At 70.1% G+C, this 25,230-nt stretch carries 24 protein-coding genes, 1 pseudogene and 1 riboswitch; of the genes and pseudogenes, 15 read left to right on the forward strand and 10 right to left on the reverse strand.

Annotated elements, in window-relative coordinates; translation table 11 throughout:
• Positions 1 to 2 precede the first annotated feature (2 nt).
• Together AC3WPZ_RS11020 and AC3WPZ_RS11025 are read right to left on the reverse strand one after the other, a co-directional pair.
• Positions 3 to 1,292, reverse strand: coding sequence for a TRAP transporter large permease (locus AC3WPZ_RS11020; protein ID WP_382323561.1), 1,290 nt, complete (start codon positions 1,290 to 1,292; stop codon positions 3 to 5).
• A 16-nt stretch (positions 1,293 to 1,308) separates the two neighbouring features.
• Positions 1,309 to 1,842 carry a TRAP transporter small permease gene (locus AC3WPZ_RS11025; RefSeq protein WP_382323560.1) on the reverse strand — a complete coding sequence of 178 codons (534 nt, stop codon included), beginning with the start codon at positions 1,840 to 1,842 and terminating at the stop codon, positions 1,309 to 1,311.
• Positions 1,843 to 1,955: 113 nt separating this feature from the next.
• Here AC3WPZ_RS11025 and AC3WPZ_RS11030 point away from each other — a divergent pair, with 113 nt between their 5' ends.
• Both AC3WPZ_RS11030 and AC3WPZ_RS11035 read left to right on the forward strand, forming a co-directional pair.
• On the forward strand, positions 1,956 to 2,606 hold the full coding sequence (locus AC3WPZ_RS11030; protein ID WP_382160542.1) for a GntR family transcriptional regulator: 651 nt from the start codon (positions 1,956 to 1,958) through the stop codon (positions 2,604 to 2,606).
• A gap of 61 nt (positions 2,607 to 2,667) precedes the next feature.
• Complete coding sequence (locus AC3WPZ_RS11035; protein WP_291116509.1) at positions 2,668 to 2,967, forward strand: hypothetical protein; 300 nt, start codon at positions 2,668 to 2,670, stop codon at positions 2,965 to 2,967.
• Positions 2,968 to 2,970: 3 nt separating this feature from the next.
• On the opposite strand, the gene AC3WPZ_RS11040 is transcribed toward AC3WPZ_RS11035, so the two are convergent.
• From AC3WPZ_RS11040 to AC3WPZ_RS11065, 6 genes are all read right to left on the reverse strand, one after another.
• On the reverse strand, positions 2,971 to 3,579 hold the full coding sequence (locus AC3WPZ_RS11040; protein WP_492439550.1) for a DNA-3-methyladenine glycosylase I: 609 nt from the start codon (positions 3,577 to 3,579) through the stop codon (positions 2,971 to 2,973).
• 17 nt (positions 3,580 to 3,596) lie between these two features.
• Positions 3,597 to 4,718, reverse strand: coding sequence for an MBL fold metallo-hydrolase (locus AC3WPZ_RS11045; RefSeq protein ID WP_492439552.1), 1,122 nt, complete (start codon positions 4,716 to 4,718; stop codon positions 3,597 to 3,599).
• Positions 4,719 to 4,800: 82 nt separating this feature from the next.
• Positions 4,801 to 5,793, reverse strand: coding sequence for a tripartite tricarboxylate transporter substrate-binding protein (locus AC3WPZ_RS11050; protein ID WP_382160551.1), 993 nt, complete (start codon positions 5,791 to 5,793; stop codon positions 4,801 to 4,803).
• Positions 5,794 to 5,837: 44 nt separating this feature from the next.
• Complete coding sequence (locus AC3WPZ_RS11055) at positions 5,838 to 6,944, reverse strand: porin (protein WP_492439553.1); 1,107 nt, start codon at positions 6,942 to 6,944, stop codon at positions 5,838 to 5,840.
• Between the two features lie 34 nt (positions 6,945 to 6,978).
• Positions 6,979 to 7,986, reverse strand: coding sequence for a PDR/VanB family oxidoreductase (locus AC3WPZ_RS11060; protein WP_492439555.1), 1,008 nt, complete (start codon positions 7,984 to 7,986; stop codon positions 6,979 to 6,981).
• A complete protein-coding gene (locus AC3WPZ_RS11065) occupies positions 7,983 to 9,323 on the reverse strand; it encodes a Rieske 2Fe-2S domain-containing protein (RefSeq protein ID WP_492439557.1) in 1,341 nt (446 codons plus the stop codon). The genes AC3WPZ_RS11060 and AC3WPZ_RS11065 overlap by 4 nt, the downstream gene beginning before the upstream one ends.
• Positions 9,324 to 9,445: 122 nt before the next feature.
• Here AC3WPZ_RS11065 and AC3WPZ_RS11070 point away from each other — a divergent pair, with 122 nt between their 5' ends.
• Positions 9,446 to 10,408, forward strand: coding sequence for a LysR substrate-binding domain-containing protein (locus AC3WPZ_RS11070; RefSeq protein ID WP_382327219.1), 963 nt, complete (start codon positions 9,446 to 9,448; stop codon positions 10,406 to 10,408).
• Between the two features lie 61 nt (positions 10,409 to 10,469).
• Positions 10,470 to 12,482: a spermidine synthase gene (locus AC3WPZ_RS11075; protein WP_492439559.1), complete on the forward strand. Its 2,013-nt coding sequence runs from the start codon at positions 10,470 to 10,472 to the stop codon at positions 12,480 to 12,482.
• 49 nt (positions 12,483 to 12,531) lie between these two features.
• On the opposite strand, the gene AC3WPZ_RS11080 is transcribed toward AC3WPZ_RS11075, so the two are convergent.
• Positions 12,532 to 13,083: a glycine zipper 2TM domain-containing protein gene (locus tag AC3WPZ_RS11080; RefSeq protein WP_382323551.1), complete on the reverse strand. Its 552-nt coding sequence runs from the start codon at positions 13,081 to 13,083 to the stop codon at positions 12,532 to 12,534.
• Between the two features lie 93 nt (positions 13,084 to 13,176).
• A riboswitch (TPP riboswitch) is annotated at positions 13,177 to 13,291 on the forward strand.
• A 117-nt stretch (positions 13,292 to 13,408) separates the two neighbouring features.
• Between AC3WPZ_RS11080 and thiC the strand changes: the two genes are divergently transcribed.
• The 10 genes and pseudogenes from thiC to nadE all read left to right on the forward strand — a co-directional run bounded on the left by thiC (position 13,409) and on the right by nadE (position 23,101).
• Positions 13,409 to 15,277: a phosphomethylpyrimidine synthase ThiC gene (gene thiC / locus AC3WPZ_RS11085; RefSeq protein ID WP_492439561.1), complete on the forward strand. Its 1,869-nt coding sequence runs from the start codon at positions 13,409 to 13,411 to the stop codon at positions 15,275 to 15,277.
• 10 nt (positions 15,278 to 15,287) lie between these two features.
• A pseudogene (locus AC3WPZ_RS11090) lies at positions 15,288 to 15,515 on the forward strand (DUF1653 domain-containing protein); the annotation flags it as partial.
• Positions 15,516 to 15,602: 87 nt separating this feature from the next.
• On the forward strand, positions 15,603 to 15,743 hold the full coding sequence (locus tag AC3WPZ_RS11095) for an oxidoreductase-like domain-containing protein (RefSeq protein ID WP_444688572.1): 141 nt from the start codon (positions 15,603 to 15,605) through the stop codon (positions 15,741 to 15,743).
• Positions 15,744 to 15,869: 126 nt separating this feature from the next.
• Positions 15,870 to 16,931, forward strand: coding sequence for a 3-oxoacyl-ACP synthase III family protein (locus AC3WPZ_RS11100; RefSeq protein ID WP_492439563.1), 1,062 nt, complete (start codon positions 15,870 to 15,872; stop codon positions 16,929 to 16,931).
• Positions 16,924 to 17,193: an acyl carrier protein gene (locus AC3WPZ_RS11105; protein WP_382160577.1), complete on the forward strand. Its 270-nt coding sequence runs from the start codon at positions 16,924 to 16,926 to the stop codon at positions 17,191 to 17,193. The genes AC3WPZ_RS11100 and AC3WPZ_RS11105 overlap by 8 nt, the downstream gene beginning before the upstream one ends.
• Positions 17,180 to 18,331 (forward strand): hypothetical protein, encoded by a 1,152-nt coding sequence (locus AC3WPZ_RS11110; protein WP_382160580.1) that lies wholly within the window; start codon positions 17,180 to 17,182, stop codon positions 18,329 to 18,331. The genes AC3WPZ_RS11105 and AC3WPZ_RS11110 overlap by 14 nt, the downstream gene beginning before the upstream one ends.
• 30 nt (positions 18,332 to 18,361) lie before the next feature.
• Positions 18,362 to 20,302: an asparagine synthase (glutamine-hydrolyzing) gene (asnB, locus tag AC3WPZ_RS11115; RefSeq protein WP_492439565.1), complete on the forward strand. Its 1,941-nt coding sequence runs from the start codon at positions 18,362 to 18,364 to the stop codon at positions 20,300 to 20,302.
• Complete coding sequence (locus AC3WPZ_RS11120) at positions 20,299 to 21,828, forward strand: class I adenylate-forming enzyme family protein (protein WP_492439567.1); 1,530 nt, start codon at positions 20,299 to 20,301, stop codon at positions 21,826 to 21,828. The genes asnB and AC3WPZ_RS11120 overlap by 4 nt, the downstream gene beginning before the upstream one ends.
• 44 nt (positions 21,829 to 21,872) lie before the next feature.
• The gene (locus tag AC3WPZ_RS11125) at positions 21,873 to 22,130 is read left to right on the forward strand and encodes an acyl carrier protein (protein ID WP_492433165.1); all 258 of its coding nucleotides are present in this window, start codon (positions 21,873 to 21,875) and stop codon (positions 22,128 to 22,130) included.
• Positions 22,130 to 23,101, forward strand: a complete 972-nt coding sequence (gene nadE / locus AC3WPZ_RS11130) for an NAD(+) synthase (RefSeq protein WP_492439569.1) — start codon at positions 22,130 to 22,132, stop codon at positions 23,099 to 23,101. Before AC3WPZ_RS11125 ends, nadE begins: the two co-directional genes overlap by 1 nt.
• 9 nt (positions 23,102 to 23,110) lie before the next feature.
• Here the strand turns inward: nadE and AC3WPZ_RS11135 are convergent, their stop codons facing one another.
• Positions 23,111 to 24,205, reverse strand: a complete 1,095-nt coding sequence (locus AC3WPZ_RS11135) for a PA0069 family radical SAM protein (protein ID WP_382327225.1) — start codon at positions 24,203 to 24,205, stop codon at positions 23,111 to 23,113.
• A gap of 55 nt (positions 24,206 to 24,260) precedes the next feature.
• On the opposite strand from AC3WPZ_RS11135, the gene AC3WPZ_RS11140 reads away from it, so the two are divergent.
• Positions 24,261 to 25,229 (forward strand): ABC transporter ATP-binding protein, encoded by a 969-nt coding sequence (locus AC3WPZ_RS11140; RefSeq protein WP_382160600.1) that lies wholly within the window; start codon positions 24,261 to 24,263, stop codon positions 25,227 to 25,229.
• The last annotated feature ends 1 nt before the right edge of the window (position 25,230 follow it).

Genomic DNA, 25,230 nt, shown 5'->3' on the forward strand with positions numbered 1-25,230 from the left:
GGTTAGTGTTGGTAGCCGAGCACGCCGGGCAACCAGGTGGAAAACGCGGGAACGAAAGTGAGCAGCATCAGCACGCCGAACAGCGCGACCAGCATGGGCACCATCTCGCGCACCATGGGGCCCATGCGCACGCCCGAGACGGCGGAGGTGACGAACAGCAGCCCACCCACGGGCGGCGTGACCATGCCCAGCGTGAGGTTCACGATGACCACGATGGCGAAATGCAGGGAGTTCAGCCCGGCCGCCTCGGCCAAGGGGCCGAGGATGGGCACCATGATCATCACGCCCGGCAGCGGCTCGATGAAGATGCCCACGAGCAGCAGCAGCACGTTGATGGCGATCAGCAGCTCGATCGGCGAGAGCGACATGCCGGCGATCCAGGCGGCCATGGTCTGCGGGATCTGGCCCACGGTGAGCACCCAGGCGAACACCGCCGAGGTGGCGACGATGAACAGGATGGAGGCCGTCATCAGCGCCGAGCGGAACAGGATGGCGGGCAGCATGTTCCATTGCAGCGTGCCGTAGACGAAGCGGCCCACCAGCAGCGCATACAGCACGGCGGCGGCCGAGGCCTCGGTGGGCGTGAAGATGCCCAGGTGAATGCCGCCCAGGATGATCACCGGCAGCATCAGCGCAGGCAGCGCGCGCCAGAACAGGCGCAGCAGCGGTGCCGGGTCGAGCAGCTCGGGCGAGGAGCGGTAGCCGCGCCGCACGCTCACGATGTGGTTCACCACCATCAGCGAGAGCGCGATCAGGAAGCCCGGCACCACGCCGGCCAGGAACAGGCCGGTGATGCTCACGCTGTTGTCGGTCATCGCGTAGACGATCATGATGATCGAGGGCGGGATGATGGGGCCGACGATGGCGGTGCTCGCGGTGAGCGCGGCGGCGTAGGCGTCCTTGTAGCCGGCCTTGCGCATCATCTTGATGAGCATGGCGCCGGGACCCGCCGCATCGGCCAGCGCCGAGCCGCTGATGCCCGAGAAGAAGGTGAGCGTGAGGATGTTGGCGTGGCCCAGGCCGCCGCGGCGCATGCCCACCAGGCGCGCGGCGAACTTGAGCAGCACGTCGGTGAGCGCGCCGCCCGTCATGAGCTCGGCGGCGAGGATGAAGAAGGGAATCGCCATCAGCGGGAAGCTGTCGAGCCCGCTGAAGAGGTTCTGCATCACCACCAGCGAGGACAGGCCGGGCTTGAGCCAGACCGCCACCAGACCGGCGATGAGCATCGCGAAGGCAATGGGTGCGCCGATCACCATCAGCGCCAGAAAGACCAGACCGAGAACCGTCGTCATCGCAGGCCCTCCGGGTTCACAGGGCCTGCGGGTCGAAGCCTTCGACCCGGTCCCACTCGCCCAGCACGATCCACTGCCGCGCCACCATCGCCAGGTGCACCAGCATCAGCGCCGCGCCCAGCGGCAGCGCGAGGTACACCTTGCCCAGCGACCAGCCCAGCACCGGCGATTCCTGGTACCAGGCGAACTCCACGTACTCGATGCCCAGCCAGACCAGCGTCAGCAGCGTGGCCGCGACGATGGCCACGATGAGCACGCGCAGCAGCCGCGCCATGGGCAGCGGCACCGAGGCCTGCAGCGTGTCGATGGCGATGTGGCCGCCCACGCGCAGCGCGGGGCCGGCGCCGATGAAGGCGGCCCAGATCATCATGTAGCGCGTGGCCTCTTCCACCCAGGTGAAGGAATGGCTGAAGGCATAACGCGCGAACACGTTGCCGATCACCAGCGCGGCCATCACCCCCAGCAGCACGATGAGCACCCAGCGGTTGGCGGCGAGAAAGGCGCGCGCCAGCGGGTGCGCGGGGGAAGATGGGGAAGGCGGGGAACTCACGTGAATGTCTCCGGGTTGCTCAGCTTGACGTGTCGGCCGCCATGGTATCTGATATCTCAGATGTTAAATCAGCAATAACCCTATACTCCTCGCCACACGAGACCGACCACCCCATGAACACCGCCCTGGAACTGCAACGCCCCCGACTGCTCACCGACGTGGTCGCCGAGCGGCTGCGCGAGGCCATCGTCAAAGGCGACCTCAAGCTCGGCGAGCAGGTGTCGGAAGCCCAGCTGGCCCAGCGCATGGGCGTGAGCAAGACGCCGGTGCGCGAGGCCCTGCTGCGGCTCAAGAGCGAGGGCCTGGTGGAGATCCACCCGCAGCGCGGCACCTTCGTCTTCACGCTCTCGCCGCAGGAGCTGTCGCATCTGCTGCAGTTCCGCGCGATGGTGGAGACCGAGGCGCTGCGCGAGGCCATGCAGTCCCATCCGCGCGAGCTGCTGCAGCGCATGGCGCAGTGCGTGAAGGAAATGAAGACCGCCGAGCGCGCGAAGGACCTGCCCGCGCTCGCGCGCATCGACATGAGCTTTCACCAGGCCTTCTTCGAGAGCTGCGACAACCATTACCTGCGCGCCAGCTACGAGCTGCTGCGTTACCAGCTCACCGCGCTGCGCCACCGCTCGCCCATCACCAACGCGGTCTCCAGCCACCAGGTGCTGGTGGACGCGGTGGAAGACCACGACGCCACGAAGGCCTGCGCCCTGCTGCGCGGCCACGTGCTGGAAAACGAACCGCGCTACCTGCTGGCCTGCGGCATCGCCTGAGGGGCAGCGCGGGCGGCGGGCCTTCAGTACAATCGCCGACCCCTCACCCCGCGCTTACCCCATGCAGTATTCCGTTTCGCACCACAAGCTCAAGCTCATCCTGGCCGCGCATGGCCTCAAGCCGGGCGATGCCGGCGGCATCGACGCGCTGTTCGGCGGCAAGGATGGCTACTACTGGTTCGGCACCGTGCGCGATCTCTGCCCCGAGGGCAAGACCCTGTCGTGGGAGAACCAGTACGCCATGGTCAACGCGATCCAGGCGCACGAAAACGCCACGGCCGAAGAGGACGAAATGAAGCCCCAGGTGCCCAGCGCGGCCAACATCGCGGCGCTCTCCAAGCTGCTGGCCGACCCGCTCTGAGGCCTAACGCGGCCGCTTGAAGCGCAGGCGCGCCTGCGCGGCCTGCGCGCGCATCACGCAGGCCTCGGCGTGGTCGTTGATCAGGCCCATGGCCTGCATGAAGGCGAACACCGTGGTCGGGCCGACGAAGGCCCAGCCGAGTTTCTTCAGGTCTTTCGACAGGCGCACGGAGGCGTCCGATGTGGACACGGTCTGTGGCGCGCCCAGGTCCGCCTCGTCGGGTTCGTAGCGCCAGAAGAACGCCGCCAGCGAGCCTTCGGCCTTCACCATCTCCTGCGCGCGCCGCGCGTTGTTGATGACCGCCTCGATCTTGCCGCGGTGTCGCACGATGCCCTCGTCGCCCAGCAGGCGCTCCACGTCCTGGGCCGTGAAGCGGGCGACGCGGTGAAAGTCGAACCCGTGGAAGGCGGCGCGGAAGTTCTCGCGCTTGGCAAGGATGGTGCGCCAGCTCAGGCCGGACTGGAAACTCTCCAGGCACAGCTTCTCGAACAGCCGGCGGTCGTCGCCGACGGGGAAGCCCCACTCCCGGTCGTGGTACGCGAAGAACTCGGGCGCGGCGGCGCACCAGCGGCAGCGGGGTTGGCCATCGGGGCCGGCCACGGTGGTGTTCATGCAGGGTCTTTCTTCATTCAATCCAGGGGCCAGGGCAGGTCGCGCTGCAGGGCCGCTGGCCCGTCGGGCGCCTTCGGGGCTTCGTGGCCCGCGTCCAGCGAGCGCCACCAGGGCGTCACCACCTCGAGCGCGGCCGGCTCCACGGCCTCACCCAGGCGGGGCATGAGCAAGGGCGTGCCCTGCCCTTGCGCCAAGGCCAGCAAGGTCTCCACCGGTTCGTCCCAGGCGTGCATGGCCAGGCTAAAGGTGCCCCAGTGCACCGGCAGCAGGGCGCCGCCGCCCAGCAGCGCGTGCGCCTTCAGGGCGTTGGCCGGCCCCAGGTGGATGTCGCCCCAGGCCGGGTGGAAGGCACCCACCTCCAGCATCACCAGATCGAACGGCCCGAGGCGCTCGCGGATGGTGGCGTACTCCGTGGTCAGGCCGGTGTCGCCGCTGAAGAAGACGCGGTGCCGCTCGCTGGCGATCACCATCGACGACCACAGCGTGGCGTTGCGGTCCTTGAAGCTGCGGCCGGAGAAGTGCTGCGAAGGCGCCGCCGTGACCGTGATGCCGGTGCCGGGCACGCGGTGGCTGTCCCACCAGTCCAGCTCGGTGATGCGCTCGGCCGCCACGCCCCAGGCCTGCAGGTGCGCGCCCACGCCCAGCGAGGTGACGAAGGGCACGCGGCTGTGCCGCGCGAGCGCGCGGATGGTGGGGTAGTCCAGGTGGTCGTAGTGGTCGTGCGAGATCACCACCACGTCCACCTCGGGCATCTCGCGCAGCCGCAGCGGCACGGGCTGGAAACGCTTGGGGCCGAGCAGCCGGAACGGCGAGGCGCGCGTGCCCCACACGGGATCGGTCAGCACGCGGTGGCCGTCGATCTCGATCAGCACCGTGGAATGCCCCAGCCAGGTGGCGCGCAGGCCGCTCTGGGCCGGGCGGCCCCAGCGCTCGCGCGGGTCCAGCGAGGGCAGTGCGACGCCGGGCAGTCGCCGGTCGCCCGCGCTCAGGAACTCCTTGAGCGTGGGCCGGGGCGCGGTGGGGTCGCGCAGCCCGGGCAGCACCGGGTGCAGGTTGCGAAAGCCCGTGCCGTCCCACAGGGGCGAAGCGCGCATGCGCTCCAGGCGCTCGCCCTGCGCCCGTTTGCCAAAACTGTTCATGCCAGCGCTCCTGCGGACGGCGCCCCCCTGCCCGCAGGGAGGATCACCGCTCGACGCAGTGTAGATCGCGGCGTCCGCGGGGTCACTCGTCCAGCCGGAACCCGAAGGTGCGCGAGACCTCGCGCCAGCCCGCGAGCTCGCTGCGGATCTTCGTGGCCAGCGCGGCGCCGTCCAGCTCGGCGGGCACCAGCGCCAGCCTGGCGAAGCTCTCCTTCACGGCCGGCGTGCGCAAGGCGGCGCGCACGACGGTGGACATGCGGTCGATGTGCGGCGCCGGGGTGCCGGGCCTGGCGAACATGCCGATCCATTCGGAACCCAGCACCTCGGGCATGCCTTGCTCCAGGAAGGTGGGCACCTCCGGCACGAAGCCGCTGCGCTCGCGCGCCGTCACCCCCAGCACGCGCAGCTTGCCCCCGCTCAGGTGCGGCAGCATGTCGGTGATGGGGTTGATGACCGCGGGGATCTGGCCACCCAGCAGGTCGGCGATGGCCGGCGCCGAGCCCCGGTAGGGCACGTGCTGCAACGGGAGGCCCGACGACTTCTGCAGCAGGTAGGTCAGGAAATGGGTGATGTTGCCCGCGGCCGGCGAACCCACGTTCAGGGCCGTGGGGTTGGCCCTGAGCCAGGCCACGAAGGCCTTCACATCGCCGACCTGCGCGGGCACGGCCGGCCCCACCGCCAGCGCCAGCGGCACGGTGGCGATCTGGGCCACCGGCACCAGGTCCTTGACCGGGTCGTAGCTGAGCCGGGTGTACACGTGGGGGTAGATGACGATCATCGACCCCGGCGTCACCAGCCACTGACTGCCATCGGCCGGGCCGTGGCGCAGGGTGTCGATGGCGATGCGCCCGCCGGCACCGGCCTTGTTCTCCACCACCGCGGTGTCGGCGGCCACGCCGCGGACGAACTCGGCGATGCGCCGGGCCACGACGTCGATCGCGCCGCCCGCGGGAAAGCCCGCCAGCAGCTTCACGACGCCGGGCAGCCGGTCCGAGGCCCGCGCGTGGTGGACAGGAAGGGTGGTCGCGGCAAGGCCCGCGATGAAGCGCCGTCGGTTGGTGTGCATCTCGTTCATGGGGATCTTCTCGTTCGGGGTTCGATGAAAACGTGCCGTGGGTTTCAGAAGCTGTGGCGCATGCCCAGCATGAAACCGGTCTGACCGCGCCCGGCCAGCGGTGCGGCGCTGGCCAGCTCGCCCGCGGAAATCGAATAGGCCGCCAGGCGGTCGTTGGACACCCGGCCCAACAGCGCATAGGCCGAGGTGCGCCGGCTCAGCGCATAGTTCCCGCGCAGCACGAGCATGCGGGCGTTCGCGTCGGGTCGCTCGTCGCGCAGCTGCAGCACCTGCGCGTCCACGCTCCAGGCGCCGGACAGGGGCACGTTGGCGCCGACGAACACGAGGTCGGTGGACAGCGGGGTCGGCGAGGCCCGCAGCCGGCGCTGGATCCAGCCGGCGCCGATCTTCGCGCTGCCCAGCTTCGCGTAGCCGGTGAGGAGGGTGCGGCGGTCCAGGTTGCCGGCGGCCGGCAGCGTGCCGGGAGGCTGCCCGAAGAAATTGCCCGCGGCGCCCCCCTTCTGCAGGTCGTGCGCCAGCGCCACACCCCAGCGGGGTGCGTCGTACTTCACCATGGCCGACCAGGCGCGGCACTCGCGCGCCGTGTTCTCGCCCGCGCAGTTGGCCGGCGCCAGGGCATCGCGCCCCAGCGAATAGGTGGCACCGACCGTGAGCGCGCCGAAGCTGCCCCGGTAGGCGATCGCGTTGTCGGTGCGGGCATTGGGCAGGTAAGGGTCCAGCGCGGCCGAGCCGAACACCGCCGGGCCCACCACGTCGGCGTCGAGCATCGAATAGAAGCTCATGGTCCAGTGGCGCCCCAGGGTCAGCGTGCCCCAGGGCGCGGAGAGTCCCACGAAGGCCTGGCGGCCGAAAGCCCGCCCGCCCTGCAGGGCCGTGCCGTTGTCCACGCCGAAGCCGGACTCGAGCGTGAACACCGCCTTGAGGCCGCCGCCCAGTTCCTCGTTGCCGCGCAGCCCCCAGCGCGAGGGCAGCTGCCCACCACTGAGCGAGGGCATGCGGGTCACGCTGGCGCCGGACGCACCCACGTTGTTGAGGTGCTCCACGCCGGTGTCGAGCACCCCGTAGAGCTGCACGCCGCCGGGCGTGGGTGCTTGCGCGTGGGCGCTGGTCAGCGCGCCCAGCAGGGCCGCCAGGGTGAGGCTGGTTTTCATGGGGTGTCTCCTCGTTGTGGGGAAAGGGTTGGACTCAGAGGTCCAGGGTGAGAAACGGGCCGCGCGCGCGCGAGACGCACAGCGCGATGCAGCCGCCTTGCGCTTTTTCGGTGTCGGTCAGGAAGCCGTCGCGGTGGTCGACCTCGCCCTCCAGCACGGGGGTGACGCAGGTGCCGCAGATGCCTTGTTCGCACGCGGTCTCGACGGCCACGCCCTGCTCGCGCAGCGCGTCCACGATGGTCATGTGCGCCGGCACGGTCACCGTGCGGGCACCGCGCGCGAGGCGGACCTCGAACGCGCTGTCGGCGGCCTCCGAGGCGGTGCTGGGCGCGGCGAAATGCTCCAGGTGCACCTGGCCGGGCGGCCAGTGGCGCGCCGCCACCGCGAGCACCGTGTCCATGAAACCGGCCGGTCCGCACAGGTAGAGGTGGGCGCCCGCAGGCGGCCTGGACAGCGCGCGTTCCAGCTGCTCGCGCACCGCCTCGGGTGGCAGGCCGCACCAGAACCGGCAGTGGGCCGAAAAAGGATCGGACGCCAGCAGCTCCCGGTAGGCCGCGTGCTCCGCGGCGCGCACGAAATGCAGCAGCTCGAACGGCTTGCCACCGGCCTGCAGGTGGCGCGCCATGCTCAACAGCGGCGTGATGCCGATGCCGCCGGCGACCAGCACGCTGTGCGCCGCATCCGTCAGCAGCGGGAAATGGTTGCGGGGCGTCCCGATGTCGAGCACGGTGCCGATGGCCACGGCCTCGTGCATGAAGCGCGAACCGCCCCGCGAGGCGGCCTCGAGCTTGACCGCCACCGTGTAGCTCGCGCGGTCGCCGCCATCGCCACACAGCGAGTACTGGCGCACCAGGCCGGGCTTCAGATGCAGGTCGATGTGCGCACCGGGCGTGTAAGCCGGCAGCTCACCGCCGTCGAGCGCCTCGAGCGTGAGCTCACGCACGTCCAGCGCCACGCGCCGGGCCGAGCGCACGCGCACGCGAATGGTCTCCAGCCCCTGGCGAGCCGGTGCCTGCCGCTCGGCCACGATGAGCGCGCTCATGCCGCCGCACCAGCGTGCGAACCGGCGGTCTGGGGCGCGAACAGCGTGGCATCGGCCGCGTAGCGGGCGCAATACGCTTCCTTGGGCATCGCGTTCGGCAGCTCGCCGGTGACCACCACCATGTCCCGGAAGTCGTTCTCCTGCGCCTGCCGCACCACGCCGCGGGGGTCGCCTCCGGCCTGCACGGTGTCCACGGCTTCGTCGAGCATGCGGCGCGCGCGCACGATGGCGATGTCGGACGACGACAGGTGCTCGTCCCTTTGCTGGTGGACCACGCCCTGCGACTGGGTGATGGCGATGTCGTGCACCGAGAAGCACTGGCCCAGGCCCAGGTACTCCTCGCGCTTCATCGCCTCCCGGTTCTGCGCGTACAGGCCGTCCTTGCGCCGCCACATGCGGTCGCCCTCCTCCTTCTCCGCCTGGTACTGCTTTTCCAGCGCCGCCGTGTCCAGCGACCCACTGCGGTGGAAGATGAACTCCCAGCGCCAGTGGCGCTCGTCGTCGATCGGCACGTCCCACAGCATGGTGAGGCCCCCTTCACCGAGGTAACCCTCGAAGCCGCCCACCGCGCAGGCGTTGGGCATCACGAAGTTGGTGATGCGCAGGGAGCAGCGGTCCGTGCCTTCGATCTGCCGGCGCGTGTACAGGCGAACACCAAAGCGCGTGTCCTCGATCGACAGCTCGGGGCGCGCCTGGTTGGCGAACACGCCCCAGCGCGCCTTCATCTGCTCGTCCGCCAGCTCCAGCTGGTGCAGGTACGAGGTGTGAACCGGGTCGATGTTGCCTTCGCTGGCCTGCAGCCAGTTGCACTCCCCGAGCCAGCGCGTGGTGTAGCAATGCGCCGCGCCGCCCTGCAGCGCCGGGTAGTTCGGGAACAGCGGCGGCTCTCCGGGCCCCATGTAGACCCAGAACGCGCCCGCGGCCTGGTGCAGCGGATAGGACTTCATCTGGATGCGGTGCCTGGCCGTGGCCGAGGCCTCCGCGGGCTGATCCAGGCAACGGCCCGCCACATCGAACAACCAGCCGTGATACGGGCAGCGGATGCCCCCGTCCTCGATGCGACCCAGCGCGAGGTCGGTGCAGCGGTGCGCGCACTTGCGGTCGATCAGGCCCACGCGGTCCTGGTCGTCGCGAAAGAGCACGAGGTCTTCGCCCAGGATGCGGATCGGTTGCGGCGGCGCGCCGGCCGGCAGGGACGCCACCAGCGCCACCGGCTGCCAGTAGCGGCGCAGCAACTCGCCGGCGGGTGTGCCGGCGTTGGTCTGGGTGAGGTACTGGTGGCGGTCGGCACCCCGGGGTCTGGCGTGGAGGGTGATGGGCTTCGCGAGCTCGTTCATGGCGGTCAACTCCTGAAATCAGATACAAGTATTTCTGCTAACAGAGTTAATCTAGTTCTATGTCTCGCGCGTTTGAATGGTAGATTCACCGAAACCGGACATCACTTTTTTTCATGGCTCGCATGGACGTCAAACAACTCCAGAATTTCTGCAAGGTGGCCGAGGTGGGCAGCCTCACGGCGGCGGCCCACGGTCTGGGCCTGACCCAGGCCGCGCTCAGCCGGCAGCTCGCGATGCTTGAAGCCGAACTCCAGGTGGCGCTGTTTCGCCGCACCGGCCGGGGCCTGGACCTCACGCCCGCGGGGCGGCGGCTGCTGGAGCAGGCCCACCTGGTGCTGCAGCAGATGGCGCAGATTCCGCGCGTGGTGCGGGGCGACGGCAAGGCGGCCCGCCTGAGCCTGGCCGTGGGCCTGCCGCCCAGCCTGGCGCGCACCATCGTGGTCCCGCTGGTGGAAGCCTTTCAGAACGACATCCCCGAAGTCGCGATGCGCTCGGTGGACGGCCTCTCGGCCAACCTGATGGACCTGGTCGCGGCGGGCAAGCTGGATTGCGCGGTGGTCTACAACACCGCCCCCACCGACAAGGTGCTGCTCACACCGATCGCCGAGGAAGACCTGTACCTCGTGACGGCCCAGGCCATGGCCGGCGGCACCGAGCCCGGCAGCTCGGTCCCGCTGGCCGACATCGCTCGCCTGCCCCTGATCACCGCGGGCGAGGGCAATGCCATCCACGTCACGCTCTCGGCCGCGCTGGCCCGGCTGGGCAAGACCGCCCAGGTCGTGCACGAGATCGCCAACCTCACGGCCATCCTGGACCTGGTGCGCAACGGCCATGGCTGCTCGGTCATCCCGCTCAGCGGCGTGCACTCCTGCATCGGCGACAAGACCGTGCGCCTGCACCGCATCCGGCGCCCCGCGCTGCGCTGCTCGCTGTTCATGGCGGTGCCCGCCCGCTCCGACGACCCCCTCACCGTGAGCGAACTGGACCTGCTGCGCAAGGTCGTGGTGCGTCAGCTGCGGCAGTTCGACGACGAGGTCGAGGCCTTCATCGCCGAAGGCCGGCGGCGGCATCCAGCGGCGTCCTGAGCGGTCCGTTCGGAGGCACAGCGGCCATACTCCGGCATCGCGTCGCTCAGGACCCCTCACCATGCCTCTGTTCGCAGCCACGGTTTTCCTGTCCGCTTTCCTGCTGTTCCAGATCCAGCCCATCGTGGCCAAGATGATCCTGCCGTGGTTCGGTGGATCGTCCTCGGTCTGGACGCTGTGCATGGTGTTCTTCCAGGTGGAGCTGCTGCTGGGGTACGCCTATGTGCACCTGGTGCACGAGAAGCTCAGCGCGCGGCGCCAGCCCTGGGTGCACGGCGTGCTGCTGCTGCTCAGCCTGGCCACCCTGCCTGTGGTGGCCGATCCGTCCTGGAAGCTCGACGCCCAGGCGCACCCGACCTGGAGCGTGCTCGCCGTGCTGGCCACCACCGTGGGCGTGCCCTACCTGCTGCTGTCCACCACCGGCCCGCTGATGCAGGCCTGGTACGCACGCGCCTTCGTGGCCCGGGGCGCGCAGCCCTACCGGCTTTACGCGCTGTCCAACCTGGCGTCCATGCTGGCGCTGCTGTCCTACCCGGTGCTGGTCGAGCCGGTGCTGGCGGTGAAGCCACAGGCCTGGGTGTGGTCGGCCGGCTACGCGCTGTTCGTGCTGGTCTGCGTGGCCACGGCGGGCTACACGGTGCGGCGCCAGAACGGCGCCACGGCCCACACCGCCCAGCTCGAAGACGCGCCCCGCCCCAGCTGGCGCGAGTGCCTGCTGTGGGTGGGCCTGGCGGCCACCGCCTCCATGCTCTTGCTGGCCATCACGCGCCACCTCACGCAGGACGTGGCGCCCGTGCCCTTCCTCTGGGTGCTGCCGCTGGCGCTGTACCTGCTGAGCTTCATCCTGTGTTTCGACGCGCCGCGCTACTACGTGCGCCCGCTTTTCCTGGGCGCCCTGCCGCTGGCCTTCGTCGCGCTGGACTTCGCGATGAACGAAGGCCTGGACGTGCCGGTGCTGGTGGCCCTGCTGTGTGCGGCGGTGTTCGTGTTCTGCATGGTCTGCCACGGCGAGCTGGTGCGCCGGCGCCCGCCGCTGCGCCACCTCACGCTGTTCTACCTGATGCTCTCGGTGGGCGGCGCACTGGGCGGCCTGTTCGTGGGCCTGGTGGCACCAGCGGTCTTCAACGCCTACTTCGAACTGCCGCTGGGCCTGTTCCTGTGCGCGCTGCTGACGGTGCGGGTGCTCTGGCCCGGGCTGCGCGCGCGCTGGCGCGCCGCCCTGCTGCTGGCGCTGCTGCTCTACGGCGCGCGCCTGGCCAGCATCTCGCTGGACTACGTGCAGGGCTACACCGAGGTGGTGCGCAACTTCTACAGCCAGACGCGCATCGAGCAGAGCGTGGACGAGGACGGCCTGGGCCCGGTCCGCAAGATGGTGCACGGCAGCATCACGCACGGCGAGCAGTACCTCAACCACCCGAAGCGCGCCACCGCCTATTACTGCGAGCGCACCGGCATCGGCCGCGCGCTGTTGAGCCTGCCCACCGACCGGCCGCGCAAACTCGGCGTGGTGGGCCTGGGCGCGGGCACGCTCGCGGTGTACGGCCGGGCGGGCGACGAGATGCGCCTGTACGAGATCAACGACCAGGTGCTGGACCTGGCGCGGCGGCATTTCACGTTTCTCTCGGACAGCGCCGCGCGCACCGTGCCGGTGCTGGGCGATGGCCGCCTGATGCTGGAGCGCGAGGCCCCGCAGGCCTTCGACCTGCTGGCCATGGACGCGTTTTCAGGCGACTCGATTCCCACCCACCTGCTCACGCTCGAGGCCTTTGACGCCTACCAGCGCCACCTGCGGCCGGACGGGCTGCTCGCGGTGCACATCACCAACACCTACCTGGACCTGCGCCCAGTGATGGCCTCGGCCGCGTTGCACATGGGCAAGGTGGCGCTGCTGCTGGAATTGCCGTCGGGCCATGGCGACCCGTTCTGCCGGCGCTCCTCGTGGGTGGTGTTCGTCAACCCGGCGCAGGCGGCGAACCTGCCGCCCGCCTTGCGGGGGGCTCAGGTGCTGACACCGCGCCCGGGCTTCCGGCCGTGGACGGACACCTTCTCCAACCTGTTCGACATCCTGATCTGAGGGCCCGCTCGGCGCCGTTGCACTTTCTTGCAACTGCGCCGCGCCGGCTTCACGACTTCGCGTCGGGCGGTGGTGTGGTCACCACCTGGCCGTCCTTCACCGGCAGCGTCGCGCCGGGCTTGAACGAGGTGCGCACCGTGCCGTCCTTGCCATCCAGGCGGTAGGTCACCTGGTAGCCGCTGAGCTTCTGCGTCTTTTCGTTGACCGTCTTGCAGCGCCGCTCCACCGAAGCGACCGTGTCCTTCTGCTGCATGTTCTTCTGCACCTGGTTGCCGGCGTAGCCGCCAGCCGCGGCACCGGCCACGGTCGCCAGCGTCTTGCCGCTGCCGCCACCAATCGTGCTGCCCAGCAGGCCGCCGGCCACGCCGCCGATCACAGAGCCGGCGATGCGGTGCTGGTCCTTCACGGGCGCCTGCCGCTGCACCGTCACGTCCTCGCAATGCTCGCGCGGCGTGACCACCGTGGCCATGACTTCCTTCACCTCGACCACCTCGGCGACTTTGGGTTTCATGAGCGTCTGGTAGCCGGTGACGCCGCTGGCGCCGATGACGACCGTGGCGAGACCGCCGACGACCAGGCCCTTCATCATTGATTTGTCCATGTTTGCATCCTGCCTTTCTGTGGAATCCATCTTGCGCGGCAATCTATCGCTGTTCTGTCGTGTTCTTGTGACAAAGCGTGTCCGCGTACACTCTGCCCTGCTCCGGGGTGCACGGACTCGAAAGGGTCCGGCGCTGAGACGGCTTGACGGCCGAACCCGTGAACTTGATCCGGTTAGTACCGGCGAAAGAAGAGCGCATGCCCCACGGCGGCATGCGGGTGCGGCCCTTCCCCCGGCGGAAGGGCGGCGCCCGCGCACGCGGTCACTGGGGCGGTCCTCCGGAGCATTCATCCATGCCCATCCACCGGAACCGGAGACCGCCACCATGAACGCCCCCGACAAGATCCCCACCGCCTCGCTCGCGCTCAGCCGCGAACCCTTTCCCGCCTCCCGCAAGATCCACGTGCCCGGCCAGCTGCCCGGCGTGAGCGTGCCCATGCGCGAGATCGCGCTCACCAACGGCGAGCGCGTCGTGGTGTACGACACCTCGGGCCCGTACTCGGAACCGACGGCCGCGATCGACGTGACGCGCGGACTGCCCGAGGCGCGCGGTGCCTGGATCGCCGCGCGCGGCGACACCGAAACCTACGAGGGCCGCGCGCGCCAGGCGCTGGACGATGGTGTGAAACACGAAGCCCGCGACGCCGAACGCATCGAGGCCTTGCGCGCCTCCGCCATCGGCCTGCAGCGCACGCCGCGCCGCGCGCGCACCGGCTCGAACGTGACGCAGATGCACTACGCGCGCCGCGGCATCGTCACGCCCGAAATGGAATACGTGGCCGTGCGCGAGAACGGCAAGCGCGAATGGATGGCCGAGTACCTGGGCGACGCGGCGCGCGAAGCGCGCCTGCGCGGCAACCCCATGGGCGCGCGCATCCCCGAGATCATCACGCCCGAGTTCGTGCGCGACGAGGTGGCGCGCGGCCGCGCCATCATCCCGGCCAACATCAACCACCCCGAGGTGGAGCCGATGGCGATCGGCCGCAACTTCCTGGTCAAGGTCAACGCCAACATCGGCAACTCGGCCGTCACCTCCAGCATCGAGGAGGAAGTAGACAAGCTGGTGTGGGCGATCCGCTGGGGCGCGGACAACGTGATGGACCTCTCCACCGGCCGCAACATCCACACCACGCGCGACTGGATCGTGCGCAACTCGCCGGTGCCCATCGGCACGGTGCCGATCTACCAGGCGCTGGAGAAGGTGGGCGGCGTGGCCGAGGACCTGAGCTGGGCGATCTACCGCGACACGCTGATCGAGCAGGCCGAACAGGGCGTGGACTACTTCACCATCCACGCCGGCGTGCGCCTGCCCTTCATCCACCTCACCGCGAACCGGCGCACCGGCATCGTCTCGCGCGGCGGCTCCATCATGGCCAAGTGGTGCATCACGCACCACCAGGAGAGCTTTCTCTACACGCACTTCGACGAGATCTGCGAGATCATGAAGGCCTACGACGTGAGCTTCTCGCTCGGCGACGGCCTGCGCCCCGGCAGCGCCGCCGACGCCAACGACGAAGCCCAGTTCGCCGAATTGAAAACCCTGGGCGAGCTCACGCAGACCGCGTGGAAGCACGACGTGCAGACCATGATCGAAGGCCCGGGCCATGTGCCGATGCACCTGATCCAGGCCAACATGGACGAGCAGCTCAAGCACTGCCACGAGGCCCCGTTCTACACCCTGGGCCCGCTCACCATCGACATCGCGCCCGGCTACGACCACATCGCCTCGGCCATCGGCGCGGCCATGATCGGCTGGATGGGCACGGCCATGCTCTGCTACGTGACGCCCAAGGAGCACCTGGGCCTGCCCGACCGCGACGACGTGAAGCAGGGCCTGATCGCCTACAAGATCGCCGCGCACGCGGCCGACATCGCCAAAGGCCACCCCGGCGCCCGCGCGCGCGACGACGCCATGAGCAAGGCGCGCTTCGAGTTCCGCTGGCACGACCAGTTCAACCTCGGCCTGGACCCGGACACCGCGCGCGACTTCCACGACGAGACCCTGCCCAAGGACAGCAGCAAGGAAGCCCACTTCTGCAGCATGTGCGGGCCGAAGTTCTGCTCGATGAAGATCACGCAGGACGTGCGCGACTACGCCGAACAGGGCATGGCCGGCAAGTCGGCCGAGTTCAAGGCCGCGGGCGGCGAGTTCTACGTGCCGGTGCCGTCGATCCCGATCAAGGCCGGCGCCTAAACTCCCCGCCATGACCGACGACGACCTACCCCCGCTGAACCCCACGCCACCTGGCCTCTACCGCCACTACAAGGGCGGCTGGTACGAGGTGCTGGACACCGTGCGCTGCAGCGAAACCCTGCAGGGCATGACCCTGTACCGCGCGCTCTACGGCGGCTGGGGCCTGTGGGTGCGGCCGGCGGCCATGTTCGCGGAGGTGGGCACGTTCGAGGGGCGCGAGCAAGCGCGCTTCACGCGGCACGACCCGGCCGGCGTGCCGCTGGCCGACCTGCCCACCGCGCAGGCGCTCGTCGCCCACCTGCGCGGCCTGGCGCAGCGCCGGGGCATGGACCTGGACAGCATCCTGCGCCCGCCACCGCCCGAGCCCGCCACCTGCTGCGGGCGGGGTTGCAACGGCTGCGTCTGGGAAGGCTTCTACACCGCCCTGCACCACTGGCGGGAGGACGCGCTGGCCCGCCTTTTGTGACATTTGACCGGCCCCGGGCCCGGGCGGCGCCTCGGCCCGGGGCCCTTCCGTATACTGGTCGGGGTACAAAACCAGCGCCCCGCCTCAGCGCCCAGGGGACGCGACCGAATCAAAGAGGGAAGTCGAGTGAGTCAATCGAACATCGGCGGTTTCCGCATCGCAGGCATCAGCACGTGCCTGCCTCCGATGGTCGTGGACAACCTCGACCCGGCCCTGGGCTTCCCGCCGGAGGACGTGCGCAAGGTCGTGGCCATGGCCGGCGTGCGCGAACGCCGCGTGGTGGACCCGTCCATCACCTCGGCCGACCTGTGCCACCGCGCCGCCACGCGGCTGATGGAGCGCCTGGGCTGGGCGCCCGAGAGCGTGAGCGCGCTGATCTTCGTGACCCAGACGCCCGACCACTTCCTGCCCTCCTCCAGCTGCCTGCTGCAGCAGCGCCTGGGCCTGCCCGACACCTGCGCCGCGTTCGACGTCGGCCTGGGCTGCTCCGGCTATCCCTATGGCCTGTACATCGCGGCCGCGATGCTGCGCGCCGGGGGCCACCAGCGCGTGCTGATGCTGCATGGCGAAACGCCCAGCCGCTTCGTGAGCCCCGAAGACCAGGCCACCGTGCTGCTGTTCAGCGACGCCGGCTCGGCCACCGCGCTGGAGCTCGACGACACGCCCGGGGCCGGCGGCCAGTTCGTGCTGCACACCGATGGCAGCGGCGCCGACGGGCTGATCCTGCGCGGCGGCGCCTTCCGCGACCGCGAGCCGACCAACCCGCGCCACCACTTCCTGGAAATGGACGGCGCGGCCATCTTCAACTTCACCATCAAGCGCGTGCCCCCGCTGATCGCCGAGACGCTGGCCTTCGCGGGCAAGACCGTGGCCGACGTCGACGCCTTCGTGTTCCACCAGTCCAACCGCTTCATCATGAAACACCTGATGAAGAAGAGCGGACTGCCGGACGACCGGGTGCCGATGTCCATCGAGGACAGCGGCAACTGCGGCGGCCCCTCGGTGGCCGTGGCCATGACGCGCCGGCTCACCCCGCCCGCGCCGGGGCAGCGGCTGCACTGGATGCTGCTGGGCTATGGCGTCGGACTGTCATGGGGATCGGCCATGATCCAGATCGACGACCGCGCCGTGCTGCTGCACGACGACGGTGAAGGCCTGTCATTGAATCGAGGTGCCACCGATGAGTGAGAAATCCAAGACCCAGGTGTCCGTGAGCGATGCCCTCGCCATGCTCGCCGAGTGTTTCAACCTGCCCGTGGAAGACATGCACGCCGACCTGCAGCGCGACGCCATCGACGACTGGGATTCCATGGGCGCGCTCATGCTCATGGCCGAACTCGACGAGCGCTTCGGCATCGAGCTCACGGCCGAGGTCTCGCGCGAGATGACCCGCATCGGCGATGTGCTGGCCTTCCTCAAGGTGCACGGGGTGCTGAGTGAAAACGCCTGATGTGCGGCGCTCCGTGGCGCCCGCCCCCCGCCTGCCCGAGCACGAGAAGCTCGGCCGGCTGGTGGCGCGCAGCCTGGGGCTGGACGCCACGGCGCTGCAGCTCGGCCTGAACCCGGCCCTGCTCGCCGACCTGCCCGAGGTCATCGCGCTGCGCCGCGAGCACCTCAACGGCGGCTGGGACGACGACACCTACCTGCGCTGGCGCTACCGGCTCGGGCGCGCCAGCGGCGGCTTTGGCGACCTGTGGTGCCTGCGCGCCAAGGGCCGGCTGCTGGCCATCATCGGCGTGGAGGAACTGCGCGTCGAGCACGACGGCCAGCTGCACGCGGGCGCCCAGGTGATGGACCTGCTGGTGCGCCCCGAGACGCAGGAGTCGGGCCTGGGCATCTGGCTCAACCAGGCCATGCTCGCGCGGTACGACTTCACCCTCGCGGTGGGCGCCAACCAGAACTCGGCCGGCATCGTGCGCCGCATGTTCGAGCCGCTGCCCTCGCGCCTGACCTTCACCCACCCGCTGGACCTCGCGCCCTTCGTGCGCCGCCGCTGGCCGGCGGTGGCCGGCCTGCCCCTGGCCATGCGCGTGGCCAACGGCGGCCTGGCCCTGCGCCGGCTCGCGCTGCGCCGCCACCGGCCGCGCGGCCTCACGCTGGAAAACACCACCCAGCTCGACCCGGCACTGGCCGTGCCCGACACCCTCGATCCGGCCAGCGTGCACCTGCGCCGCGACAGCAGCTACCTGCAGCAGCGGCTGCTGGGCAACCCCCGGCGTTCGCTCGTGGTGCGCGTGGCGCGCCGCGAAGGCAAGGTGGTGGGCCTGATCGCCTGGGCGATGGAAACCGACGACAAGGGCCGGCCCGAGCTGCACGTGATCGACTGGCACCACGACAACGACGCCACCCTGATGGGCCTGCTGCACGACGCGGTGCGCGAAGCCGCCGCCCGGCGCTGCAGCTGCGTGCGGCTGAACCTGCAGGACAGCGCCACGCAACGCGTGGCCGCGCGCGCCGGCTTCCTGCCCTCGCGCGACGACGAAGGCCGCCTGTGCGGCGTGCAGTCGCGCGACCCGGCCCTGGCCAGGCGCCTGGCCAAGGCCCGCTGGGGCCTGACCGACGCGAGCGACGACAGCGATGCGCTCTGACCCGCCACACCGCGCTGCGAGGGCCTGAACATGTGCGGCATCGCAGGCCTCTTCAGCCCCCGGCGCCCGCCCGCGCGGGCCGAGCTGGACGCCATGATCGGCACGCTGGGCCACCGCGGCCCGGACGGACGAGGCACCTGGGTCGAAGGCCCGATCGGCCTGGCCCATGCGCGGCTGGCCATCATCGACCCTGAAGGCGGCGCCCAGCCCATGGGCAGCGCGGACGGCCGCGTGCAGCTGGTCTTCAACGGTGAGATCTTCAACTACATCGAGCTGCGCGAAGAGCTGCGCCAGGCCGGCCACCGCTTCGCCACCGACTCCGACACCGAGGTGCTGCTGCACGCCTATCAGGCCTGGGGCGATGCCTTTCTCTCGCGCCTGAACGGGCAGTTCGCCCTCGGCCTGTGGGACGGCCCGCGCCAGCGCCTGCTGCTGGCGCGCGACGGCGTGGGCATCCGCCCGCTGTTCTGGACGCGCGTGGGCCCGCGCCTGGCCTTCGCCTCCGAAGCCAAGGCCCTGTTCGCGCTGCCTGAGGTGCCGCGCGGGCTGGACCCCGCCGGCCTGGCCGCCAGCTTCGGCTGGTGGGCGCCGCTCGCGCCGCGCTCGGCCTTCGAAGGGATCCACTGCCTGCCGCCCGGCCACTGCCTGGTGGTGGACGCGCAGGGCGAAACGCTCACGCGCTGGTGGGACTGGGACTTCCCCGTCACCGACCCCTTCGCGCCGGTGGACGAAGACGCGCTGGCCGACGAACTGCACGCCCTGCTGGTGGACGCGGTGCGCCTGCAGCTGCGCGCCGATGTGCCGGTGGGCGCCTACCTCAGCGGCGGGCTGGACTCGTCCATCCTCACCACCATCATCCGCCGCCACACCGACACACCGCTGCGCAGCTTCTCGCTCACCTTCGACGACGCCGAGTTCGACGAAAGCGAGCACCAGCAGGCCATGGTGCGGCACCTGAACACGCAGCACTCGTCCATCGGCTGCGGCCGGCACCACATCGCCGCCGAATTCGCGCGCACCGTGTGGCACGCCGAGACCCCGCTGGTGCGCACCGCCCCCACGCCCATGCTGCGCCTGGCCGACAGCGTGCGCGCCGCCGGCTACAAGGTGGTGCTCACCGGCGAAGGGGCCGACGAGGTCTTCGGCGGCTACGACCTGTTCAAGGAAGCGAAGATCCGCCGCTTCGTCGCGCAACTGCCCGACTCGCCGCGCCGCGCCCGCGTGGTCGAGCGGCTCTACCCCTGGCTCGCGCGCTCGCCCGGCGGCTCCAACGCGATGTCGCAACGCTTCTTCACCGACAGCACCGTGCCCGGCGACGACGCGGTCTTCGCGCACCAGACCCGCCTGTCCACCACGCGGCGCGCCTGGGCCTTCTTCACGCCCGAACAGCAGCAGGCCCTGGCGCGGCACGACCCGGCCGCCCAGCTGCGCGCGCGCCTGCCGGACGGCTTCGGCCAGTGGCTGCCCATGGCGCGCGACCAGTACGTGGAAGCGCACACCCTCATGAGCGGCTACCTGCTCGCCGCGCAGGGCGACCGCATGGCCATGGCCGCGTCGATCGAAGGGCGCTACCCCTTCCTCGACCCGCGCGTGATCGCCTTCGCCAGCCGCCTGCCGCCGCGCCTGAAGATGCGCGGCCTGAGCGAGAAGCTGCTGCTGCGCGAGGCCTTCGCGCACGAGCTGCCGCCGCAGATCGGCCGCCGCACCAAGCAGCCCTACCGCTCACCCGACAGCGCCAGCTTCTTCGAGGCCGGTAAACCCCTGCCCTGGGTGGCCGAGCTGCTGAGCGAGGCCAGCGTGCGCGACGCCGGCCTGTTCGACGCGCCCGCCGTCGCGCGCCTGAGCGCCAAGTGCGCGGCCGGCCGCGCCATCGGCTTCGCCGACAACATGGCCTTCGTGGGCGTGCTCTCCACCATGCTGCTGCACGGGCAGTTCGTGCGGCCCGCCACCCCCGCGCTGGAGCTGGCATGAGCGCACTCGCCTTCCTGCCCGGCCCCTTCGTGCACAGCGCCTTCGATGCGCGCTGCCTCGAAGTGCCCGACAAGACCGCCGTGATCGTCGCCGACCGCGACGTCAGTTACCGCGAACTCAACGAGCGCGTGAACGGCGTCGCCAACGCGCTGCACGCCGCCGGCATCGGCGCGGGCGACCGCGTGGTGCTGCTGCTCGACAGCGGCGTGGACTACGTGGCCGGCCTGCACGCGGTCTGGCGCCTGGGCGCCGTGGTGGTGCCGCTGGGGCCGCAGACCAAGGCCGCCAAGCTCGCCCACGTGCTGGCCGACACCGGCGCACGCGCCCTGCTCACCCAGGCCTCGCTGGCCACGGCGTGGGCAGCGGCCTTGGCCGACACGCCCCAGGCACCCCTGGTGTGGGCCCAGGGCGACACGAACGCCCAGCCCTGGCCGCAACCCACCACCACGGCCACGGCCCATGCCGGGCCCGGCAATCCGGGCGACCTCGCCGCGCTCATCTACACCTCGGGCACCACCGGCGTGCCCAAGGGCGTGATGCTCAGCCACGCCAACATGCTCGCGGCCTGGCGCGCGGTGCAGGCCTACCTGCACCTGGCGCACGACGACGTGATCGGCCTGGCCCTGCCGCCCACCTTCAGCTACGGCCTGTACCACGTGCTCATGGGCCTGGGCATCGGCGCCACGCTGGTGCTGGAGAACACCGCCGCCTTCCCCATGCGCTTGCTGCAGCGGCTCGCCGCGCAGCGCGTCACCGTGTTCCCCGGCGTGCCCACGCTGTGGGCCAGCCTGCTCGCGCTGGACCTGAGCGCGCACGACCTGAGCGCGCTGCGCCTCATCACCAACGCCGCCGCCGCCCTGCCCGCCGCGCACACCGCGCAGCTGCGCGAGCGCCTGCCGCACGCGCGGCTGCTGCTGATGTACGGCCTCACCGAATGCATGCGCGCGAGCTACCTGCCGCACGAGGAAGTGGACACCCGGCCCGAGAGCGTGGGGCGCGGCATCCCGCACCAGGAACACTGGCTGGAAGACGAGAGCGGCCAGCGCCTGCCCCATGGCAGCACCGGCGAACTGGTGGTCTGCGGCGCGCACGTGAGCGCGGGCTACTGGAACGCGCCCGCCGGCCAGCCCAGCCGCCTCTCGCCCGGCCCGCGCCCGGGCGAGAACACCCTGCGCACCGGCGACGTCTTCCGCAGCGACGCCTACGGCTGGCTCTACTGCGTGGGCCGCACCGACGACATGTTCAAGTCGCGCGGCGAGAAGGTCTACCCGCTGGAGGTGGAACACGCCATCTGCGAACTGCCCGGCGTGCGCGAAGCCGCCGTCACCAGCACGCCCGACGAGCGCCTGGGCCTGGCCGTGAAAGCCTTCGTGCGCCTGCGCGAGGGCGCGACGCTGAGCGAACGCGAGATCATCCGCCATTGCCTGGCCCGGCTGGAGAGCTGGATGGCGCCCAAGACCGTGGCCTTCGTCGACGAGCTGCCGCTCACCGAGTCCGGCAAGCTGCGCCGCCGCGACCTGGCCTGATGTTTTCTTCTTTCAACCTTGCAACCCCCAACGGAACCCCATCCATGAGCACCATCAAAGCCGACGTGCGGCGCTACATCGAAGAGAACTTCCTGCTCGGCGCAGGCGCCGTCTCGCCCGGCGACGACGACTCCTTCCTCGAGCACCAGGTGCTGGACTCCACCGGCTTCCTGGAACTGGTGGCGCACCTGGAAGAGACCTACGGTTTCAAGATCGGCGACGACGAGATGGTGCCGGAGAACCTGGACTCGCTGAACGCCATCGAGGCCTTCGTGCAGCGCAAACAGCAAGGGGTGGCCTGATGAGCGCCGTGCCCCTGGGCCCCGAGTCCCTGGCGCTGGACTGCGAGGCCGAGCTGCAGCGCATCGCGCAATGGATCCCGCAGGTGCTCACGCAGAAGCTGCGCCGGCGCGGCCTGGTGGTGGCCATCAGCGGCGGCATCGACAGCTCGGTGTGCGCCGCGCTCTCCGTGCGCGCGCTGGGGGCGAAAAAGGTGTTCGGCCTGCTGCTGCCCGAGCGCGACTCCAGCGGCTTCAGCACCGAGCGCGGCCGCCAGCTGGCCGAGCACCTGGGCATCGAATACCAGGTGCACGACATCGCGCCCGCGCTCGAAGCCCTGGGCTGCTACGAGCAGCGCGACGAAGCCATCCGCCGCGTGGTGCCCGCGTACGGCGAAGGCTGGAAGAACAAGATCGTGATCGCCGGCGGTGTGGAAGGCGGCATCAACTTCTTCAAACTCGTCGTGCAATCGCCCGGCGGTGAACAGCAAAGCGTGCGCCTGCCGCTGCGCGAGTATTTGCAGATCGTGGCCGCCACGAACTTCAAGCAGCGGGTGCGCAAGACCATGGACTACTACCACGCCGACCGGCTCAACTACGCCGTGGTGGGCACGCCCAACCGGCTGGAATACGACCAGGGCTTCTTCGTGAAGAACGGCGACGGCTCGGCCGATCTCAAACCCATCGCGCACCTCTACAAGACCCAGGTCTACGCCATGGCGCGCCACCTCGGCCTGCCCGACGCGATCTGCAACGCCGTGCCCACGACCGACACCTACACCCTGCCGCAAGGCCAGGACGAGTTCTACTTCGCGCTGCCGTACGCGCAGATGGACATCGCGCTGTGGGCGCTGGAACACGGCCGCTCGGCCGAAGAACTCGCGGTCGCGCTGAAGATGACGCCGGCCCAGGCGCAGCGCGTGTACGACGACATCCGCGCCAAGCGTCGCGCCACGGAGTATCTGGCGGCGGCGCCGGAGCTCATGCCGGGCTGATCGCGCGGTTCAGAACAGCTCCTGCTGCGCCCGCAGCGCCTGCGGCTTGAACTGCGAGGTGTCCAGCGGCTCGCGCTCGGTGTTGAAACCCAGGCGCGCGCAGGTCTTGTTGAAGCGCTGGCGGATCAGGTCGGCCCAGATGCCGCTGCCGCGCATGCGCTGCGCGAAGTCCGCGTCGTAGTCCTTGCCGCCGCGCATTTCCTGCACGCGCGCCATCACGCGCAGGGCGCGGTCCGGGTAGTGCAGGTCCAGCCACTGGCGGAACATCGGGCTCAGTTCCCACGGCAGGCGCAGCACGGTGTAGAAGGCGCGGCGCGCGCCGGCGTCCCACGCGGCTTCGAGCACCTGCTCCATGTCGTCGGTGATGAAGGGGATCTGCGGCGCCACGCTCACGCCCACCGGAATGCCCGCGTCGGCCAGCGTGCGCAGGATGCGCAGGCGCCGGTGCGGCGCGGCCGCGCGCGGCTCCAGCGCGCGGGCGAGCTTGCCGTCGAGCGAGGTGATGGTCACGTAGACCGCTGCCAGGCCTTGCGCGGCCAGGGGCGCGAGGATGTCGATGTCGCGCTCCACGCCGCTGCCCTTGGTGACGATGGCCAGTGGGTGTTTCGCCTGCGCCAGCACCTCGAGCGCGGCCCGGGTGAGCCTGAGTTCGCGTTCGATGGGTTGGTAGGCGTCGGTCACGGTGCCGATGGCCAGCAGGCCGGGCACGTGGCGCGGGCTGGCGAGTTCGCGCCGCAGCACCTCGGCGAGGTTGCGCTTGGCGATGATCTTGGTCTCGAAGTCCAGGCCCGGCGAGAGGTTGAGGTAGCTGTGCGTGGGCCGCGCGTAGCAGTACACGCAGCCGTGCTCGCAGCCCCGGTAGGGGTTGAGGCCGAGCATGAAGCCCACGTCGGGCGAGTCGTTCCTGGTGATCGCGCTCTTGCAGTTTTCCCAGGTCACCTGGGTGGCCGGGGGCGGCACCTCGCCCCGCGCGAGTGCGGCCTCGTCCAGCGCACCCCAGCCGTCGTCGAACGCCTGGCGCTCGTCGCGCAGGAAGCGGTGCGGCTGCTGGTGGCTGATCCCCCGGCCCTTGATGGCCTGAATCGGAATGTGGACGTTCGGCATGGGATGACCACTGTACACAAAAACAGTGCTAGAGTGTGGCGCTTCAGGAGGCTCCATGTCCCTTTCTTCCCAGGCGGTGAACACCGCCGACCCCATCGTGTCCGTGCGCGGCGTGAGCAAGACCTACGCGGGCGGTTTCCAGGCACTCAAGCGCGTCGATCTCGACATCCGCCGGGGCGAGATCTTCGCCCTGCTCGGCCCCAACGGCGCGGGCAAGACCACGCTCATCAGCATCGTCTGCGGCATTGCGAATGCGAGCGAGGGCGTGGTGATCGCCGACGGGCACGACACCGTGCGCGACTACCGCGCGGCGCGCGCCGCCATCGGCCTGGTGCCGCAGGAACTGCACACCGACGCCTTCGAATCCGTCTGGGCCACGGTGAGCTTCAGCCGGGGCCTGTTCGGCAAGGCGCCCGACCCGGTCTACATCGAGAAGGTGCTGCGCGATCTCTCGCTCTGGGACAAGAAGGACAACAAGATCCTCACGCTCTCGGGTGGCATGAAGCGGCGCGTGCTGATCGCCAAGGCGCTGTCGCACGAGCCCAAGATCCTGTTCCTCGACGAGCCCAGCGCGGGCGTGGACGTGGAGCTGCGGCACGACATGTGGCGCATGGTGCGCGAGCTGCGCGACCGCGGCACCACCATCATCCTGACCACGCACTACATCGAGGAAGCCGAGGACATGGCCGACCGCATCGGCGTCATCAACCAGGGCGAACTCATCGTGGTGGAAGACAAGGACGTGCTGATGCGCAAGCTCGGCAAGAAGCAGTTGGTGCTCACGCTGCAGCACCCGCTGGAGCGCGTGCCCGAGGCGCTCGCGCGCTGGCCGCTCGAACTCTCCGGCGCCGGCCACACGCTCACCTACACCTTCGACACCCAGAAGGACGAAACCGGCATCGCCGAACTGCTGCGCACGCTGCACGCGCAGGGCATCGACTTCAAAGACCTGCAGTCCAGTGAAAGCTCGCTCGAAGACATCTTCGTGAGCCTCGTCCACAAGAAACAGGAGGCCCGCGCATGAG

Source organism: Hydrogenophaga sp. FW305-3-2-15-A-LB1 (genome assembly GCF_058787875.1).

Coding starts and splice junctions, on each gene's coding strand:
- nadE (WP_492439569.1), top strand. CDS start 22,130: ATGAGCGCCGTGCCCCTGGGCCCCGAGTCCCTGGCGCTGGACTGCGAG.
- AC3WPZ_RS11030 (WP_382160542.1), top strand. CDS start 1,956: ATGAACACCGCCCTGGAACTGCAACGCCCCCGACTGCTCACCGACGTG.
- AC3WPZ_RS11035 (WP_291116509.1), top strand. CDS start 2,668: ATGCAGTATTCCGTTTCGCACCACAAGCTCAAGCTCATCCTGGCCGCG.
- AC3WPZ_RS11055 (WP_492439553.1), bottom strand. CDS start 6,944: ATGAAAACCAGCCTCACCCTGGCGGCCCTGCTGGGCGCGCTGACCAGC.
- AC3WPZ_RS11045 (WP_492439552.1), bottom strand. CDS start 4,718: ATGAACAGTTTTGGCAAACGGGCGCAGGGCGAGCGCCTGGAGCGCATG.
- asnB (WP_492439565.1), top strand. CDS start 18,362: ATGTGCGGCATCGCAGGCCTCTTCAGCCCCCGGCGCCCGCCCGCGCGG.
- AC3WPZ_RS11065 (WP_492439557.1), bottom strand. CDS start 9,323: ATGAACGAGCTCGCGAAGCCCATCACCCTCCACGCCAGACCCCGGGGT.
- AC3WPZ_RS11135 (WP_382327225.1), bottom strand. CDS start 24,205: ATGCCGAACGTCCACATTCCGATTCAGGCCATCAAGGGCCGGGGGATC.
- AC3WPZ_RS11060 (WP_492439555.1), bottom strand. CDS start 7,986: ATGAGCGCGCTCATCGTGGCCGAGCGGCAGGCACCGGCTCGCCAGGGG.
- thiC (WP_492439561.1), top strand. CDS start 13,409: ATGAACGCCCCCGACAAGATCCCCACCGCCTCGCTCGCGCTCAGCCGC.
- AC3WPZ_RS11075 (WP_492439559.1), top strand. CDS start 10,470: ATGCCTCTGTTCGCAGCCACGGTTTTCCTGTCCGCTTTCCTGCTGTTC.
- AC3WPZ_RS11140 (WP_382160600.1), top strand. CDS start 24,261: ATGTCCCTTTCTTCCCAGGCGGTGAACACCGCCGACCCCATCGTGTCC.
- AC3WPZ_RS11080 (WP_382323551.1), bottom strand. CDS start 13,083: ATGGACAAATCAATGATGAAGGGCCTGGTCGTCGGCGGTCTCGCCACG.
- AC3WPZ_RS11105 (WP_382160577.1), top strand. CDS start 16,924: ATGAGTGAGAAATCCAAGACCCAGGTGTCCGTGAGCGATGCCCTCGCC.
- AC3WPZ_RS11125 (WP_492433165.1), top strand. CDS start 21,873: ATGAGCACCATCAAAGCCGACGTGCGGCGCTACATCGAAGAGAACTTC.
- AC3WPZ_RS11095 (WP_444688572.1), top strand. CDS start 15,603: ATGGACCTGGACAGCATCCTGCGCCCGCCACCGCCCGAGCCCGCCACC.
- AC3WPZ_RS11120 (WP_492439567.1), top strand. CDS start 20,299: ATGAGCGCACTCGCCTTCCTGCCCGGCCCCTTCGTGCACAGCGCCTTC.
- AC3WPZ_RS11070 (WP_382327219.1), top strand. CDS start 9,446: ATGGACGTCAAACAACTCCAGAATTTCTGCAAGGTGGCCGAGGTGGGC.
- AC3WPZ_RS11050 (WP_382160551.1), bottom strand. CDS start 5,793: ATGAACGAGATGCACACCAACCGACGGCGCTTCATCGCGGGCCTTGCC.
- AC3WPZ_RS11020 (WP_382323561.1), bottom strand. CDS start 1,292: ATGACGACGGTTCTCGGTCTGGTCTTTCTGGCGCTGATGGTGATCGGC.
- AC3WPZ_RS11040 (WP_492439550.1), bottom strand. CDS start 3,579: ATGAACACCACCGTGGCCGGCCCCGATGGCCAACCCCGCTGCCGCTGG.